The organism is Demequina aurantiaca, from assembly GCF_000975135.1.
GTDB classification, from domain to species: domain Bacteria; phylum Actinomycetota; class Actinomycetes; order Actinomycetales; family Demequinaceae; genus Demequina; species Demequina aurantiaca.
Window position 1 is genome coordinate 241,522 of the sequence record NZ_BBRF01000003.1, and the last position, 15,547, is coordinate 257,068.

18 protein-coding genes are annotated in these 15,547 nt (G+C 64.9%); 6 read left to right on the forward strand and 12 right to left on the reverse strand.

The window, feature by feature from the left end; all coding sequences use genetic code 11:
* Positions 1-133: 133 nt before the first annotated feature.
* The 4 genes from AOP73_RS11450 to glgA form a co-directional block, all read right to left on the reverse strand.
* Complete coding sequence (locus tag AOP73_RS11450; RefSeq protein ID WP_061966093.1) at positions 134-1,204, reverse strand: SPFH domain-containing protein; 1,071 nt, start codon at positions 1,202-1,204, stop codon at positions 134-136.
* A gap of 3 nt (positions 1,205-1,207) precedes the next feature.
* Positions 1,208-1,642 (reverse strand): NfeD family protein, encoded by a 435-nt coding sequence (locus tag AOP73_RS11455; protein ID WP_061966095.1) that lies wholly within the window; start codon positions 1,640-1,642, stop codon positions 1,208-1,210.
* 136 nt (positions 1,643-1,778) lie between these two features.
* Positions 1,779-2,564: an ABC transporter ATP-binding protein gene (locus AOP73_RS11460; protein ID WP_061966097.1), complete on the reverse strand. Its 786-nt coding sequence runs from the start codon at positions 2,562-2,564 to the stop codon at positions 1,779-1,781.
* A 9-nt stretch (positions 2,565-2,573) separates the two neighbouring features.
* Complete coding sequence (glgA, locus tag AOP73_RS11465; RefSeq protein ID WP_061966099.1) at positions 2,574-3,776, reverse strand: glycogen synthase; 1,203 nt, start codon at positions 3,774-3,776, stop codon at positions 2,574-2,576.
* A gap of 72 nt (positions 3,777-3,848) precedes the next feature.
* On the opposite strand from glgA, the gene glgC reads away from it, so the two are divergent.
* On the forward strand, positions 3,849-5,090 hold the full coding sequence (gene glgC, locus AOP73_RS11470; RefSeq protein ID WP_061966101.1) for a glucose-1-phosphate adenylyltransferase: 1,242 nt from the start codon (positions 3,849-3,851) through the stop codon (positions 5,088-5,090).
* Entirely contained in the window at positions 5,087-5,719 is a 633-nt protein-coding gene (gene serB / locus AOP73_RS11475; RefSeq protein ID WP_061966103.1) for a phosphoserine phosphatase SerB, read from the forward strand. Before glgC ends, serB begins: the two co-directional genes overlap by 4 nt.
* Here serB and AOP73_RS11480 read toward each other — a convergent pair.
* The 4 genes from AOP73_RS11480 to fabG form a co-directional block, all read right to left on the reverse strand.
* Entirely contained in the window at positions 5,716-6,267 is a 552-nt protein-coding gene (locus tag AOP73_RS11480) for a pyridoxamine 5'-phosphate oxidase family protein (protein WP_061966105.1), read from the reverse strand. The two genes, serB and AOP73_RS11480, sit on opposite strands and share 4 nt — an antisense overlap.
* Positions 6,268-6,301: 34 nt before the next feature.
* Positions 6,302-6,814 (reverse strand): SixA phosphatase family protein, encoded by a 513-nt coding sequence (locus tag AOP73_RS11485; protein WP_061966107.1) that lies wholly within the window; start codon positions 6,812-6,814, stop codon positions 6,302-6,304.
* A gap of 5 nt (positions 6,815-6,819) precedes the next feature.
* Complete coding sequence (gene fabI, locus AOP73_RS11490) at positions 6,820-7,587, reverse strand: enoyl-ACP reductase FabI (protein WP_061966109.1); 768 nt, start codon at positions 7,585-7,587, stop codon at positions 6,820-6,822.
* A gap of 76 nt (positions 7,588-7,663) precedes the next feature.
* Positions 7,664-8,368, reverse strand: a complete 705-nt coding sequence (gene fabG, locus AOP73_RS11495; RefSeq protein ID WP_061966111.1) for a 3-oxoacyl-ACP reductase FabG — start codon at positions 8,366-8,368, stop codon at positions 7,664-7,666.
* A 133-nt stretch (positions 8,369-8,501) separates the two neighbouring features.
* Between fabG and AOP73_RS11500 the strand changes: the two genes are divergently transcribed.
* Entirely contained in the window at positions 8,502-9,401 is a 900-nt protein-coding gene (locus AOP73_RS11500; RefSeq protein ID WP_061966113.1) for an SURF1 family protein, read from the forward strand.
* Here the strand turns inward: AOP73_RS11500 and abc-f are convergent.
* Positions 9,398-10,996 carry a ribosomal protection-like ABC-F family protein gene (gene abc-f, locus AOP73_RS11505; protein WP_061966115.1) on the reverse strand — a complete coding sequence of 533 codons (1,599 nt, stop codon included), beginning with the start codon at positions 10,994-10,996 and terminating at the stop codon, positions 9,398-9,400. The genes AOP73_RS11500 and abc-f overlap by 4 nt on opposite strands.
* Positions 10,997-11,127: 131 nt before the next feature.
* On the opposite strand from abc-f, the gene AOP73_RS11510 reads away from it, so the two are divergent.
* The 3 genes from AOP73_RS11510 to AOP73_RS11520 are packed head-to-tail and all read left to right on the forward strand — an operon-like array spanning position 11,128 to position 13,397.
* Positions 11,128-11,838, forward strand: a complete 711-nt coding sequence (locus AOP73_RS11510; RefSeq protein WP_061966117.1) for a biotin transporter BioY — start codon at positions 11,128-11,130, stop codon at positions 11,836-11,838.
* Positions 11,839-11,847: 9 nt separating this feature from the next.
* On the forward strand, positions 11,848-12,555 hold the full coding sequence (locus tag AOP73_RS11515) for an energy-coupling factor ABC transporter ATP-binding protein (protein ID WP_061966119.1): 708 nt from the start codon (positions 11,848-11,850) through the stop codon (positions 12,553-12,555).
* Positions 12,552-13,397, forward strand: coding sequence for an energy-coupling factor transporter transmembrane component T family protein (locus tag AOP73_RS11520; protein WP_061966121.1), 846 nt, complete (start codon positions 12,552-12,554; stop codon positions 13,395-13,397). Before AOP73_RS11515 ends, AOP73_RS11520 begins: the two co-directional genes overlap by 4 nt.
* 79 nt (positions 13,398-13,476) lie before the next feature.
* On the opposite strand, the gene AOP73_RS11525 is transcribed toward AOP73_RS11520, so the two are convergent.
* Genes AOP73_RS11525 through AOP73_RS11535 form a run of 3 tightly spaced genes read right to left on the reverse strand, consistent with a single transcriptional unit; the run spans position 13,477 to position 15,544 of the window.
* A complete protein-coding gene (locus AOP73_RS11525; protein WP_061966123.1) occupies positions 13,477-13,806 on the reverse strand; it encodes a metal-sulfur cluster assembly factor in 330 nt (109 codons plus the stop codon).
* On the reverse strand, positions 13,803-14,267 hold the full coding sequence (gene sufU / locus AOP73_RS11530; RefSeq protein ID WP_061966125.1) for a Fe-S cluster assembly sulfur transfer protein SufU: 465 nt from the start codon (positions 14,265-14,267) through the stop codon (positions 13,803-13,805). Before sufU ends, AOP73_RS11525 begins: the two co-directional genes overlap by 4 nt.
* Positions 14,264-15,544, reverse strand: a complete 1,281-nt coding sequence (locus tag AOP73_RS11535) for an aminotransferase class V-fold PLP-dependent enzyme (RefSeq protein WP_061966128.1) — start codon at positions 15,542-15,544, stop codon at positions 14,264-14,266. Before AOP73_RS11535 ends, sufU begins: the two co-directional genes overlap by 4 nt.
* Positions 15,545-15,547 lie beyond the last annotated feature (3 nt).

Below are 15,547 nucleotides of genomic sequence, written 5' to 3' on the forward strand. Positions count from 1 at the left end.
CCTTCGGGAAGGGACACGCGCGGCCACGGAACGCGCAGAAGCCCCGGCGGGCAATACCCGCCGGGGCTCCTACTGCTGGGCTACTGCAGGGGATCGCGACTGCGCCGTATCAGCGCAACGACGGCATCAACCGCTAGTTCTGGCCCTTTTCCGCGTTCGGATCCAAACGGCGACCCGACTTGGTTCCAGCATCGGTCGCGTCGGCCGTGGCGTCCTCGACCTCTCGGCGTGCCGCGGCCAGCGCCTCACGCGGGTCTACCAGGGCGGACGTGATGTTGCTGGGCTTGCGATCTGGCGACGCCTTCAGCGGCTCCTCGCCGTCCTCGTAGCCGAATCCGGCGGACACTGCCTTGAGCGCACCGGTAAATTCGGTGGGCACAAACCAGATCTTGTTGGACTCGGTCTTGGCGATCTCTGGCAACATCTGCAGGTACTGGTACGCGAGCAGCTTGGAGTCGGCATCACCCTGGTGAATGGCGTCGAACACCTGGAGAATGGCACGGGCCTCACCCTCGGCACGGAGAATCTTGGACTGTGCGTCGCCTTCTGCAGTCAGGATCGCGGACTGCTTCTCGCCCTCGGCGGTCAGAATCGCCGACTGCTTGACACCCTCGGCGGTCAGAATCGCGGCACGACGGTCACGCTCGGCGCGCATCTGCTTCTCCATAGAGTCCTTGATGGACATGGGCGGCTCGATGGCCTTCAGCTCGACACGGTTGACGCGAATACCCCACTTGCCGGTGGCCTCATCCAGGATGCCGCGCAGCTGACCGTTGATCTGGTCACGGCTGGTGAGCGTCTGCTCGAGGTCCATCGTTCCGACAATGTTACGCAGTGTCGTGGTGGTGAGCTGCTCCACACCGGTGATGTAGTTCGCGATCTCGTACACAGCTGCACGAGCGTCGGTCACCTGGAAGTAGATGACGGAGTCGATGTCCACCACCAGGTTGTCCGAGGTAATCACGGACTGAGGCGGGAACGAATACACGAGTTCGCGGCGGTCAACCTTGTGGCGGACCTTGTCAACGAACGGCACCAGGAAGTGCAGTCCGGCGTCCATGGTGCGCGAGTAGCGACCCAGACGTTCCACGATGTACGACTGTGTCTGTCGCACGACGACGATCGCCTTGGCGATGGTGACGATCACGAAGATCGCCAGCACAATCACGGCAACGAGCCCCACAATCTGGCCAGTGTTTTCCATGTCTTACTCCTTCTCTGGTGCGACGATCGCCGTCGCGCCACTGATGGCCACTACGGTGACCTCGGAACCTTCGGGAATGACGGGCGCATCGTCCGGCGTGCGGGCGCTCCACACCTCGCCATTGAGCTTGACTCGCCCTGACGTCTCAGTGATTTCGTCAATGGTGCGCGCCTCGCGTCCTACCAGCGCGTTTGAGTTCATCTCAATCAGGGGGCTCTTCTTGCGCATCACAGTGATGAGGTACGGACGCAGCAGTACGAACAGCAACGCCGACACCACGGCAAAGACAATCGCGGAGACCCACCATTCGACGCCGAATAGGGCGACACCGCCAGCCGCAAGAGCACCGCCCGCAAGCATCGCGAACGTGAGGTCAAGCGTGAAAACTTCGATAATTCCAAGGCCCATAGCCCCGACAAACCACCACAACCATTGCATGGCACACCTCCTTGTAGGAAGGCTACCAAGCGGCGCCTACCTGGACTATCGTCCCACGGTATGAATCAGCGACCAGCGACAGGTCATCCCACCGCACGATGCCGTGGCAGGGTTCACGAGTAGCGGCGCCGGAGAGTCAGGAAGCGCGTCGCGCGGAGTAGCGACCCGCGTCCTCGCGCAGGTCCACTGGCATGTCATAGAGCGCGGATAGGTTCTCCGAAGTGAGCGTCTCGGCGATGGGTCCGGCCGCGGTGATCCTGCCGTCGCGGATGAGTGACACGTGCGTGAAGCCCACGGGAATCTCCTCGACGTGGTGCGTCACCATGATCATCGCCGGGGACCGGTGGTCGCCAGCAAGTTCTGTCAGCGCCAAGAGCAGTTCCTCGCGCCCACCGAGGTCAAGGCCCGCGGACGGCTCGTCGAGCAGCAACAATTCGGGGTCGACCATGAGAGCCCGGGCGATCTGGGCCCGCTTGCGCTCACCCTCGCTCAGGGTGCCGTACTGCCGGTCGGCGAAGCCGCTCATGCCGAATGCGCCCAGCAGCGCATCGGCACGCTCCTCGTCGACGCCCTCGTATTCCTCGCGCCAGCGTCCCGTCACGCCATACGCGGCAGTGATGACGACATTGCGGACGGTCTCGTGACGCGGGATACGGTCGGCCAGCGCCGCACTGGACAGGCCAATGCGCACGCGAAGCTCGCTCGTGTCGGTCTCGCCAAGGTGCTCGCCCAGGACAGTCACGGAGCCCGAGGTGGGGAACATCTGCGCCGCCGCGAGTGACATCAGGGTGGTCTTGCCGGCGCCATTTGGTCCGAGGATCACCCAGCGCTCGTCATCGTTCACCGTCCACGAGACGTCGTGCAGGATTTCGTTGTCGTCACGCCGTAGCGAAACACCCTCGATGCGCAGTACCTCAGTCATGATCCGAGCCTATCCGAGGATCTCTCGGTACACGCCCAGAGTTCGCTCGCCAATGGTCTCCCAGGAGAAGTCGTTGGTCGCGCGTTCACGTCCCGCCCGACCCCACCGCTGGGCACGCTCCACATCGGACACGGAATCGGTCAGCGCGGCCGCGAGGTCGCTCACGAACTCGTCGGGTCGCAACGGTGTGCCGGTGCCATCCGTCACCTGGTCAATGGGCACCAGGATTCCGGTCTCGCCGTGCACCACCACCTCGGGGATGCCCCCGGTCGCCGATGCGACGACGGGCAGTCCCACGGCCATCGCCTCAAGGTTGACGATGCCGAGCGGCTCATAGACCGACGGGCAGACGAAGGCCGTGCACGCGTCGAGGACGGCGACTAGCTCGGCGCGCGGCAGGTGCTTCTCGATCCAAATCACTCCGTCGCGGGTCTCCTGGAGCTTCGCAACCGCACCAGAGACCTCCGCAGCAATCTCTTTGGTGTCGGGGGCACCGGCACACAACACCACCTGGATCTCCGGCGGAAGTTGCTCGACGGCCCTCAGGAAGTACGGCAGCCCCTTCTGACGCGTGATGCGCCCCACAAAAACCAGCGCCGGGCGATCCCTGTCGATCCCCCAGTGCTTGACCACAGCATCGGCCGCAGCCTTGTCCTCGTCTGTGCTGGGCGCGGCCCAGGCATCGACGTCGATGCCGTTGTGCACCACGCGAACCTTGTCCGGATCGATCGCCGGGTAACACCGCAGGATGTCGTCGCGCATCCCACCGCTCACCGCGATCACGCCATCCGCGGCCTCATATGCCGTCTTCTCGATCCATGACGACACCGCGTAGCCGCCGCCAAGTTGCTCGGCCTTCCACGGGCGCAACGGCTCGAGTGAGTGGGCGCTGAGGACGTGCGGGATGGCGTGCAGGCGTGCCGCGAGGTGGCCTGCCATGTTTGCGTACCAGGTGTGCGAGTGGACCAGGTCGGCGCCCGCGCAGTCGTTCGCCATGGGCAAGTTGTGCGCGAGTACGTCGAGCGACGCGTCGCCCACGCCTCCGCCCAGGGCCGAGTAACCCGTGACGTGCGGCTCGTCGCGCTCGCCGTCGAAGGCTCGCACCTCTACGTCGATGTGCTCCCGCAGGACGGCAGCGAGTTCGGTGACGTGTACTCCGGCGCCTCCATAGATGTGGGGCGGGTATTCGCGAGTGAGGATGTCGGTGCGCATGACTCCCACGCTAGTGCGTCCAAGTTGCGCGCGCCCCTTTCACACGCGGCGAGACCACAGTAGGCTGGCGATATGTCAGATCCCAAGGTACTTGCCATCGTCCTGGCTGGAGGCGAGGGCAAGCGCCTGATGCCCCTGACCGCTGCCCGCGCTAAGCCTGCAGTCCCGTTCGGTGGTACATACCGCCTCGTGGACTTCGCCCTCAGCAACCTGGTCAACTCGGGGTACTTGCATGTCGTGGTGCTCACGCAATACAAGTCGCACTCGCTGGACCGCCACATTGCCCGCACCTGGCGCATGTCGCCGCTGCTCGGCAACTACGTGGCTCCCGTGCCGGCGCAGCAGCGTCGCGGAAAGCACTGGTACCTGGGCAGCGCCGACGCCATCTACCAGTGCGTCAACATCATCGAGGACGAGCGTCCCGACATCGTGGTCATTGTGGGCGCCGACCACGTCTACCGCATGGACTTCTCGCAGATGGTCGAGGAACACATTGCCTCCGGTGCAGAGTTCTCCGTGGCCGGCATCCGCCAGCCCATTGAGCTCGCCAGCGAGTTTGGCGTCATCGACGTCGACAAGGACCAGCCGGGCATGATCAACGCGTTCCTCGAGAAGCCCAAGAACCCCGAGGGGCTTCCGGACAGCCCCGGCGAGGTGCTCGCGTCCATGGGTAACTACGTCGCCAACGCCGATGCGCTCCTTGAGGCACTTACCTCGGACACCGACAACGACGACTCCAAGCACGACATGGGCGGCGACATCGTCCCCTACTTCGTAAACAAGGGCACGTGCGCCTTCTACGACTTCCAGAACAACGACGTCGCCGGATCCACGGACCGCGACCGCGACTACTGGCGCGACGTCGGAACCATGGACTCGTACTACGACGCACACATGGACCTCATCGCCGTGATGCCCATCTTCAACGTGTACAACTCCAAGTGGCCGCTGCACCAGGGACTCATCACCGAGCCCCCCGCCAAGTTCATCCACTCCGAGGAAGGTCGCCTCGGCCACGCCGCTGACTCCGTCATCTCTCCCGGCGTGATCGTGTCCGGCGCCACCGTCACCGGCTCGGTACTCTCCCCCGGCGTGCGCCTGCACTCCTGGTCGAGCGTGTCCGACTCGATCCTGCTCGACCACGTCATCGTCAATCGTCACGCACAAGTGCATCGCGCGATCATCGACAAGAACGTCATCATCGAGGAAGGTGCGCGCATCGGCATCGACCGCGAAGCGGACATCGCCCGTGGCTTTACCGTCACCGAGTCAGGTATCACCGTCGTCAGTAAGGGCACAGTGGTCAAGGCATGACCCGACTCTGCGTGCTGGATGTCGACTCCACGCTGATTACCGCCGAAGTTATTGAACTCATCGCAGAACGCGCGGGAACGCGCGAGGAGGTCGCGCGGGTCACCGAGGCCGCCATGCGCGGCGAACTCGACTTTGGTCAGTCCCTCGCCGCCCGCGTGGCCACCCTCAAGGGCCTGCCGGCGTCGGTGTGCGCCGATGTGCTCGCCGAGGTGGAGTTCACCCCCGGCGCGGAGAACCTTGTCGCCACCCTGCAGGGCGAGGGCTGGCTTGTCGCCCTGGTCTCCGGCGGATTCCGCGAGATCGTGGAGCCCCTGGGCGCGCGCATCGGCATCACGCTGACGCGCGCCAACGGACTCGAGGTTGACGAAGACGGATTGCTGACCGGGCGCACGCACGGACCGGTCATTGACCGTGAGGCCAAGGCGGAGGCCCTCAAGGAATTTGCGGCCGATGCCGGGGTTGACTTGAGCGCGACCGTCGCCATTGGCGACGGGGCCAACGACCTGGCCATGATGAAAGTCGCCGGTTTGGGTATCGCGTTCAATGCCAAGCCCATCGTTCAGCAGCAGGCCGACGTGGCGCTGAACTCCCCACGGCTCGATGCCGCGCTTGAGGTCATCGAGCGTTAGTCGTCCTGCAGGACCAGGCCCTCGAAGCCGTCGATGCTACGCGCGTTCTTGCGGCCCCAATATTCATTCATGGCATCGCCATCGCGCGAGCTTGCCCAACGGTCGAGCGCATTGCGATCTGACTCGAAGGTCATGAAGGGGACGGCCATTCCGCACGAGTCACTGATGCGATCCGCAGTCACCACGATGACCGCACGGGCACCGGGGTTGTCGGGGAACTGCGCGTAGGCCTCGTCCCACTCTTCGTGCCCCTTGGGGATCACGCGCGCACTGCCGTGCACACGCACGATGTTGGGCTTGCCCTCGAACGCGCACCACATCAGCGTGATGCGGTTCACGAGCCTCACGTGCGCGATGGTCTCGATGCCCGATCCCGTGAGATCCAGGTACGCCACAGTCCTGCCGTCGACCACCCGCAACATGTCGGTGCCACCCTTGGGCGACACGTTGACGTGTCCGTCAGCGGCCGCAGTCGCCACAAAAAACACATGCTGACGCGCGATGAAGTCGGCAAGATAGCCGTCAAGAGTCTGATGCTCGGTAGGCATGAGGATCCCGTCGGGTCGGGCTAAGGCGCCGCGCCTAGTACAGCGCGCGGGTGGCGTAGATGCCGTTGAGGTTTGCGTCGCTAGTGTCCAGCGACGCCCACGTTCCCTCGAAGACCAATGACGCGGCGTTGCCAGTGGGCAGACCCTGCGCGATGCGCTGCAAGGACGGAGTGTCGGAGTCCGGTCCCGCGAAGTGCGCCGCGGTTGCGGACATGGTGGGCTCGTGGCCAATGACGGCCACAATGTTGGGCTCACCCTCGAGTGCCGCGAGCAGCTCCTGCACGCCACCCACGTGGGTCTCGTACAGTTCCTCCTCAACGCGCACATCGGCGGTCTCGAGCGAAGAGCTCATGAGCTTCCAGGTCTGCTGGGTGCGCACGGCAGAGGACACCAGGACCACGTCGGGGACAAGCCCTGCCTCGCGCAGCACCTCACCAAGTTCGGTGGCGGAGGTACGGCCGGGCAGGGTCAGTGACCGGTCGTGGTCCGACAGGTTGTCCGACGGCGGCTCGGCCTTGGCGTGACGAACAAGTAGCAAAGTAGGCATGGTGATTACTGTCCCATCGCGTGTACGCCACCGTCGACGTGAATCATCTCGCCGGTGGTCTTGGGGAACCAGTCCGTCAGCAACGCGGTCACGGTGCGTGCGGTGGGTTCGGGGTCTTCGGAGTCCCAGCCCAGTGGCGCGCGCTCGCCCCACTTGCTTTCCATCTGGTCAAAGCCGGGGATGTGCTTCGCGGCCGTGGTCTTGATGGGGCCGGCGGAGACGAGGTTGCAGCGGATGCCCTTGGGGCCGAGGTCGCGGGCGACGTAGCGCGACGTGGCCTCGAAGGCCGCCTTCGCGACACCCATCCAGTCGTACACGGGCCAAGCGAAGCGGCCGTCAAAGGTAAGACCCACAATGGAGCCGCCCTCTGACATCAGTGGCGCCGTAGCGACCGCGAGTGACTTGAGGGAGTAAGCGGAGATCTGCATGGCTGTGGCGACGTCGTCCCACTCGGCGGCCATGAAGTTGCCTCCCATGACGGACTGCGGCGCGAAGCCGATCGAGTGAACCACGCCGTCGAGGTGGGGGACGTGCTCGCGCACATTGTCCGCGAGCTGCTCGAGGTGCTCGGGGTTGGTGACGTCCAGCTCGACCACGAGGGCCTCCTGCGGAAGCCGGCGACCCATGGCCTGGGTGATCTTAAGCGAGCGACCCATGCCGGTCAGCACAACCGTCGCCCCCTGCTCCTGGCACAGACGCGCGACTGAGAAGGCGATCGAGCCCTCCGTCAGCACCCCGGTGACCAGAATGTTCTTACCGTCAAGCATGCCCATCAGTGTTTCCTCCGTGTGGTGGCGCTTAGGTCTTGAGCCTAGCGCGCTGTCGTGAAAGTGAAGTGGGGCAAGGGTCCTAGTGGCCCATGCCCAGCCCGCCGTCAACGGGGATGACCGCGCCCGAGATGTATCCGGCATCGTCCGATGCTAGGAACCTGGCCGCCGAGGCGACTTCATCCGTCGAGCCAAAACGCTTGGCGGGAATGTTTGCCTCGTATTGCTTGACGACGTCGTCGCCCAACTCAGCGGTCATGGCGGTGGTGATGAAGCCGGGTGCGATGACGTTCGCTGTAATGCCGCGAGCGCCGAGCTCACGCGTGATGGAACGAGCCATGCCCACGAGCGCGGACTTGGACGCCGAGTAGTTGACCTGGCCGGGGTTTCCCAGCAGCGCCACCACGGAGCCCACGAGGACGATGCGGCCGTACTTCTCGCGGATCATCGACTGGGACGCGCGGCGCACGCAGCGGAACGTGCCGGTGAGATTGACGTCAATGACAGACTCGAAGTCCTCGTCGCTCATGCGCATGAGCAGCCCGTCCTTGGTGATGCCCGCATTGGCGACGAGTACGCGCACGCGGCCGTGCTTAGCCTCTAGTTCGTCAAAGGCGGCGTTGACGGCATCCGTGTCCGTCATGTCCGCGATGGCGCCAGTGACGCCCTCGGGAAGGTCCCCGCCGCGATAGATCGTGCTGACGGTGTCCCCCGCCTCCACGAATGCTTCCGCGATCGCTCTGCCAATTCCACGGGCCGCGCCAGTCACCACTACGTGTCGAGTCATAGCCGCAACGGTAGCGGAAGCCGCCCGAGGGCGGAAACAGCGCCGCCGGTCGACGTACCGCTCCACAGCATCGGGCCGCGTCGTGCGGCCCGACCCGAACCAAGCAGGCTCCAGACGCGATTACCATCGTCAGGTGACGTCAACAGATTCTCGCGAGTATGCGCCGTGGGTACGCATCACCGGAATCATCCTCGTGGCTCTCTCCGTCAGTATCGCGGCCATCTTCCTCGGGCGCTGGCAGTATCACCGCTACGAGGTGCGCAATGAAGCGTTGCATCAGTACAACCTCGGCCTAACAGAAGACCCCAAGCCGCTCGACGAGCTCATCCCCCCTGGTTCGACGGACCTGCCGCCGCACACGCAGTGGCGCGAGGCAGTGCTGGTGGGTCACTTCGAGGCCGACTCGACCACGGTGCTACGCAACCGCCCGGTGGACAGCATTCCAACGTGGCAGTACCTCGCGTGGTTTGACACCACCGATGGACGGTCGATGCTGATCAACCTTGGCTGGATTCCGCTGCCCGCCGCGGGGGACGATACGCCCGACGTTCCTTACCCGGCCGAGGAGACGACCATCACGGTCATCACGCGGTCATGGGAGGACGACGACGGCCGTCGCGGTGATGGCGCCACCCGGGTGACTCCCGAGCAGGTGCCAACGCCCACCTATGAGCCTGTGCCCGGGTATGGAATGCTGCGCGAAATGTGCGTCGGCTCCGACTGTGCCGAGGTGGTCGTGGGTGAACCAACTCCCCTGCCTTCCCTCAGCACGGGTCCGCACCTGTCCTACGCGTGGCAGTGGTGGGTGCTCGCGGCCATGGCCCCCGTTGGCGCAATCATCATGATCCGCCGCGAGTACGCGGGCCCCGACGAGGAGATGACAGACGCCGATGCTGGGGCTGAGGCCCCCGATGGCGCCGCCCCGTCAGCAACGACAGAGGGCGACGAGACCGCCACGCCTGCCCCGGCATCGGCCGGACGTGGCCGCCGCAAGCGTAAGCTCAGCGACGAGGAAATCGAAGACGCGCTCTAGGCAAGCGCGATCAGGTCGCGGTATGTGGCGTTCCACAGGTCCTCGACCGCGTCGGGCAGCAGTAGCACACGCTCCGGCTCGAGCGCATCCACGGCGCCCTCATCGTGAGTGACCATCACCACTGCACCTTCGTAGTTGGCGAGCGCGCCCAGAATCTCTGCGCGCGACGCGGGGTCGAGGTTGTTCGTGGGCTCGTCGAGCAGCAGTACGTTCGCCTTGCTGACCACCAGGGTCGCGAGCGCGAGACGCGTCTTCTCTCCTCCGGACAGCACCTTGGTGGGCTTGTGGGCATCGTCACCGGAAAAAAGGAACGAGCCGAGGACTTTGCGCACGTCCGCGTCGCTCAGATCCGGGGAGGCGTGCTTCATGTTCTCGAGCACCGTCTGACTCATGTCCAGAGTGTCGTGCTCCTGCGCAAAGTAGCCGAGCTTGAGCCCGTGGCCGGCCTCAATGATGCCGGTGTCGGGCTTCTCGACTCCTGACAGCAGACGCAGCAGCGTGGTCTTACCCGCACCATTGAGTCCCAGAATCACCACACGCGAGCCACGGTCAATGGCGAGTTCCACGTCCGTGAAGATCTCGAGCGAGCCGTAAGACTTGGACAACTCCCACGCGCGCAGCGGCGTCTTACCGCACGGGGACGGGGCCGGAAAGCGCAGCGCGGCGACCTTGTCCTGAACGCGCACGTCGTCAAGCCCGTCAAGCAGCTTCTGTGCTCGCTTGGCCATGTTCTGCGCCGCCGTCGCCTTGCTCGCCTTGGCCCGCATCTTGTCAGCCTGCGCCATGAGCACGGTGGCCTTCTTCTCAGCGTTGTCGCGCTCGCGGCGGCGGCTGCGCTCATCCGTCTCGCGCTGCTTGAGGTAGAGATCCCAATTCAGGCTGTACTGGTCCATCTCGCCACGGTTCGCGTCCAGGTGAAATACCTTGTTGACGGTCTTGCGAAGCAGTTCGACGTCGTGAGAGATGACCACGAGTCCGCCACTGAAGTTCGACAGGAAGCCGCGCAGCCACACAATCGAGTCCGCGTCGAGGTGGTTGGTGGGCTCGTCAAGCAGCAGCGTCTGGGCGTCGGAGAACAGGATGCGCGAGAGCTCCACGCGGCGGCGCTGGCCTCCGGACAGGGTGCCGATGGGCTGGCTCAACACACGCTCGTCGAGGCCGAGGTTGGCAGCAATGCGAGCGGCTTCAGACTCGGCGGCGTAGCCACCCGCGGCGCGGAACTCCTCCTCGATGCGGGGGTACTTGTTCATGGCCTTCTCGTGGACGGCGGGGTCCTCGCTCGCCATGCCCTCCTCGGCGGCTCGCAGCTTCCTCATCACGGTCGCGAGGTCGCGCGCCTCGAGGATGCGATCCATCGCGTGCTGCTCAAGGTCACCGGTACGAGGGTCCTGCGGGAGGTAGCCGAATGTGCCCTTGTGGGTCACGGTGCCGCCCGTGGGCTGGCCCTCGCCGGCCAGAATCTTGGTGAGAGTGGTCTTGCCGGCGCCGTTTCGCCCCACGAGCCCGACCCTGTCGCCGGGTGCAATCTGGAAGCTGGCGGGGTGCAACAGCACCCGCGCGCCAATGCGCATTTCGAGGCCATTAGCCACAATCACGGAAATCTCCTTGCCGGCCCGCACCGATCTTTGTAGGCAATCCACAGCATTTTGCCAGGAATCGGGGCTACGGGGCCCTTTTCTTTGTAGGACAGGTAGTGTTTCCGCCAGAAGCCAACCAAGGAGGCGCCATGTCGCTACACAAGTATTTTACGGGCACTAACGTTGCCCTCATTGCAGTGTTCGCCGGACTCATCGCGGTCTCGACCGCCGTTCCGGAGATCACGCTCGTCTCGGGCGTGCCGATCTCGTTGCAGACCTTCGCCACTGTCCTTGCCGCCATGGTGCTTGGCCCCTGGCGCGGACTCGCCGCCGTGGGCCTCTACATCGCCGTCGGCCTGGTGGGCGCGCCCATCTTCGCCAACGGCGTTGCGGGCTTCGAGATCTTCGCGCGCCCCAGCTGGGGCTACCTCGTTGGCATGCTCATCGCCACGATCCCGGTTGGTCTGATTGTTCGTACCTTGCGCCGCCGCAACGCCCTGAACTTCATGTCGCTGCTGGGCGCTGGCCTGGTGTCCCTGCCGGTCATCTACGCGTTCGGTGTGCCGGTCCTGTCCAACAAGCTGGGCATCAACATGCTGACCCTGCCCGCAGGCTGCGAAGGCGTGGGCGACTTCGCCTCCGGCTGCGTCACGGGCCTCACCGTGGGTACCGTGCCCTTCCTGCCCGGTGACCTCGTGAAGATCGTCATTGCGGCCGCGGTCGCCGCCGCAATCCACCGCGCCTACCCCTGGGTGCTTGGCACCAAGGCGAAGGCGAGCAAGCGCATCGACGAGGCTCCGGTGGCTACCCTCACGGACGAGAACGTGGAAGCGAACCACGAGAGTGCCACGACCGTCTAGCCTTAAGGCATGATCGAATTCAAGGCCGCGGCCGTTACCGCGCCCGATTCCGGTGTGTCGATTCTCGACCCCACCACGCTCACCCTGAACGAGGATCGCATCAGCATCATCGGGGCGAACGGCTCGGGCAAGTCCACGTTGGCACGCCTGATCAATGGCCTGGTCCTGCCGGTCACTGGCTCGGTGGAGGTCGACGGGCTGGACACCGTGAAGCAGGGGGCGAAGGTCCGCCGCAAGGTGGGGTACCTCTTTACCGACCCCACGTCGCAGCTGATCATGCCTACGGCGGTCGAGGACGTCACGCTCTCGTTGCGCCGGATCATCGACGACAAGTCCGAGCGCACCGAGGCCGCTTTGACGGCTCTCGAGGAAATCGGCTTGGGCGGCAAGGGCGATGTCTCGGTTAACGCCCTATCCGGCGGGCAGCGACAGCTGCTGGCCCTCGCTGGCGTCTTGGCGGTCACTCCTGAGGTGATCGTCGCGGACGAGCCCACCACATTGCTCGACCTGCGCTGGCGCGCCCACGTGGGTGCACTCCTGCGCACGCTGCCGCTGCAGGTCATCGAGGTCACGCACGACCTTGACGCTGCCTCGCGCGCGCACCGCACGATCGTGATCGACTCGGGCGCCGTAGCGTTCGATGGCGATCCTGCCGAGGCAGTGAAGTTCTACCGCGACCTCATGTTTGGCCGCCCTACCCGTACGGCGGACGCGTGATTTCACTCCTGGGGATCTATCGCCCCGGCACGACGCCGCTACACAAGGCGTCTGCCGGGCTGAAGTCCCTGATGCTTCTGCTGACGGTCGTCATCACGATGGTCGTGGACGACCCCGTCACGAGCGTCGGCATCATGTGTGCGTGCCTGCTGCTGCTCGTCAGTACTGCTCCCCCCGCCAAGCCCACCCTGCGTGCGATGGGCATCATCATGGTGGTCGCCGTGCTGACCGTCAGTTTCCAGTTGTGGCGCGGCGAGGTGGAGCGTGCGATCGACGTCGCGGCCGACTTGACCGCCATCGCCGCCCTGGCGCTGGCCATCAGTTGCTCGACGCCGATGGAGTCGATGCTTGACCTGGTGTCGCGCATGGTCCGCCCGTTCGGCCGCATTCTGCCCCCGGAGACCATCGGGCTAATGTTTGCGCTGACACTGCGCGCCATCCCGGAGGCCGCCCGCATCTTTATCGATGCCCGCACCGCCGCTCGCGCCCGCGGACTCGAACGCGACCCCCGAGCCGTACTCATCCCCGGCGCCACCCGCACCGTGGGTTTCGCGCTGCAGTTGGGACAGGCGCTCCACGCCCGCGGCATCGCAGAAGAGGCCAAGCCCGAGCGCGCCGAGAAGAAGTCGCGCAAGGATCGCCGCAGCGAGAAGGCAGCGGCCGATGCTGAGGCAAGCCAGACTCCCCTCGTCACCTATTCCACCGTTCCCACCACAACGGCCGAGGTGCCGTCCGATGCGGTGGTCGCCGATGGCGCCGCAAGCGCCGAGGACGGCAAGCCCTCCTCGGAGGACTCATCAGGAGTGACTCCCACCACCGAGGAACGCACTCAGTCCACGTAGTCGACGCGAGGGATCACCCACGGGGTACGTCACCATTGAGGCCGCCGCAGCGCAAGCCGCGGCGGCAAAGGATCCTCTGCTAGACGTTGAATCCGAGCGCGCGAAGCTGCTCGCGTCCGTCGTCGGTGATCGTGTCCGGACCCCACGGCGGCATCCACACCCAGTTGATGCGGAAGCCATCGACGATGCCCTCGAGTGCCTGACCGGTCTGGTCCTCGAGAACATCGGTCAGCGGACATGCCGCCGAGGTCAGGGTCATGTCGATGACCGCGTGGCGGTTCTCGTCGATCGAGACGCCATAGATGAGTCCGAGGTCCACGACGTTGATACCCAACTCGGGGTCGATCACGTCGTACATGGCCTCCTCAACATCGGCCGCGTTTGACGGTGCTTGCGTAGTGTCGGTCATGCTGGGGCTCCTTTCTGAGCCTGAATTATTGCGTCCTTGAGGGCCATCCAGCCCAGGAGCGCACACTTGATTCGGGCGGGGTACTTGCCCACGCCCACAAAGGCAGTCGCATCGCCGAGCATGTCCTCGCGCTGCTCGTCGAGACCCTGCCCCTTGGCATGCATGAGCGCCTTGAACGCCTCAAACGTCTCGTCGGCCATCTCCAGGTCTTCACCCTCGATCAGCTCGGTCAGCATGGAGATGGAGGCCTGCGAGATCGAGCAGCCGGAACCCTCCCAACTAATCGACTTGATGGTGTCGCCGTCGAGGACAACCCGCAGGCGTACCTCGTCGCCGCAGGTCGTGTTGACCTGGTGAGACTCCCCCGTGTGAGGCAAGCCAAGGTCCACGAGCCCGCGCCCGTGCGCCTCGCGCGCGTGATCCATGATCACCTGCTGGTACATCTGTTCTAGTGCGCTCATGCTGCTACTCCAAAGAATGTTCGTACGTCCGCGAGGGCCGCGATCAACGCGTCAATATCCTCGGGCTGCGTGTATACGTGCGCCGATGCTCGGGTGGAGCCGGCAATTCCAAAGTGGCGGTGCAAAGGCTGGTTGCAGTGGTGACCCACGCGCACGGCAATGCCGCGGTCGTCCAGCACCTGGCCCACATCGTGTGTGTGCACGCCGTCGACCACGAACGCGGCGATGGCAAGCATGTCGCTGGTACCAGCATCGGCCGCTACGGGGCCCAGCAAGCGAACGCCCGGAAGGTCGGCGACGCCCTGACGTAGCATCGTCGCCAGCTCCTGTTCGTGAGCCTCGACCGCCTCCATCCCTAGGTCGCTGAGATACTTAACGGCCGCGCCCATGCCGATGGCCTGAGCGATGGGCTGAGTGCCCGCCTCGAACCGATGCGGCGAGTCCAGCCACGTCGTGGTGTCCATCGTGACCACCTTGACGGTAGAGCCACCAAACTGCGAGGGCGGAAGCGTGTCGAGCAACTCCTTGCGGCCGTAGAGTGCGCCGATGCCGGTGGGACCAAGCATCTTGTGCGCGCTCATCACCAGGAAGTCCACGTCGAGCGCCTTGGCGTTAACAGGAAGGTGAGGCACGGACTGGCAGGCGTCGAGGACGGTCAGCGCCCCCACGGCCTTAGCACGGGCCACCAGGACGTCAACACGGGAGACAATCCCCGTGACATTGCTGGCATGCGTGAAGGCGAGCACCTTGCAGCGCTCAGTCACCACGGACTCCAGGTCGTCCAGGATCATGCGGCCGTCGTCGTCTACCTCGATCCAGCGCAACGTGGCGCCAGTCTTGGCGGCCAGCATCTGCCACGGGATGAGGTTCGCATGGTGCTCCGTCTGGGTCACCACAATCTCGTCGCCCGGACCCACCCGGAAGCGGGCAGACTCAGTGCCGCCGATGCCCACGGAGGCGTTGGCGATGCCGTTCGCCACCAGGTTGATGGCGTGCGTCGCGTTCTCCGTCCAGACGATCTCGTCAGGCTCGGCTCCCACAAACTCCGCAACCTGAGCGCGAGCGGACTCGTACATGTCCGTCGCTTCCTCGGCCAACAGGTGGGCACCGCGCTGAACCGCGCCGTTGTGGAACTGGTAGAACTCCGCCTCGGCGTTCAGCACCGCGTGCGGCTTCTGTGCTGTCGCTCCCGAATCCAGGTACACCAACGGCTTCCCGTTTCGCACTGTGCGTGCGAGGAGCGGGAAGTCGGGGCGCAGGTCCGGGAGCAACGGCATCAG

Coding starts and splice junctions, on each gene's coding strand:
- AOP73_RS11450 (WP_061966093.1), bottom strand. CDS start 1,204: ATGGAAAACACTGGCCAGATTGTGGGGCTCGTTGCCGTGATTGTGCTG.
- AOP73_RS11455 (WP_061966095.1), bottom strand. CDS start 1,642: ATGCAATGGTTGTGGTGGTTTGTCGGGGCTATGGGCCTTGGAATTATC.
- AOP73_RS11460 (WP_061966097.1), bottom strand. CDS start 2,564: ATGACTGAGGTACTGCGCATCGAGGGTGTTTCGCTACGGCGTGACGAC.
- glgA (WP_061966099.1), bottom strand. CDS start 3,776: ATGCGCACCGACATCCTCACTCGCGAATACCCGCCCCACATCTATGGA.
- glgC (WP_061966101.1), top strand. CDS start 3,849: ATGTCAGATCCCAAGGTACTTGCCATCGTCCTGGCTGGAGGCGAGGGC.
- serB (WP_061966103.1), top strand. CDS start 5,087: ATGACCCGACTCTGCGTGCTGGATGTCGACTCCACGCTGATTACCGCC.
- AOP73_RS11480 (WP_061966105.1), bottom strand. CDS start 6,267: ATGCCTACCGAGCATCAGACTCTTGACGGCTATCTTGCCGACTTCATC.
- AOP73_RS11485 (WP_061966107.1), bottom strand. CDS start 6,814: ATGCCTACTTTGCTACTTGTTCGTCACGCCAAGGCCGAGCCGCCGTCG.
- fabI (WP_061966109.1), bottom strand. CDS start 7,587: ATGGGCATGCTTGACGGTAAGAACATTCTGGTCACCGGGGTGCTGACG.
- fabG (WP_061966111.1), bottom strand. CDS start 8,368: ATGACTCGACACGTAGTGGTGACTGGCGCGGCCCGTGGAATTGGCAGA.
- AOP73_RS11510 (WP_061966117.1), top strand. CDS start 11,128: ATGTCGCTACACAAGTATTTTACGGGCACTAACGTTGCCCTCATTGCA.
- AOP73_RS11515 (WP_061966119.1), top strand. CDS start 11,848: ATGATCGAATTCAAGGCCGCGGCCGTTACCGCGCCCGATTCCGGTGTG.
- AOP73_RS11525 (WP_061966123.1), bottom strand. CDS start 13,806: ATGACCGACACTACGCAAGCACCGTCAAACGCGGCCGATGTTGAGGAG.
- sufU (WP_061966125.1), bottom strand. CDS start 14,267: ATGAGCGCACTAGAACAGATGTACCAGCAGGTGATCATGGATCACGCG.
- AOP73_RS11535 (WP_061966128.1), bottom strand. CDS start 15,544: ATGCCGTTGCTCCCGGACCTGCGCCCCGACTTCCCGCTCCTCGCACGC.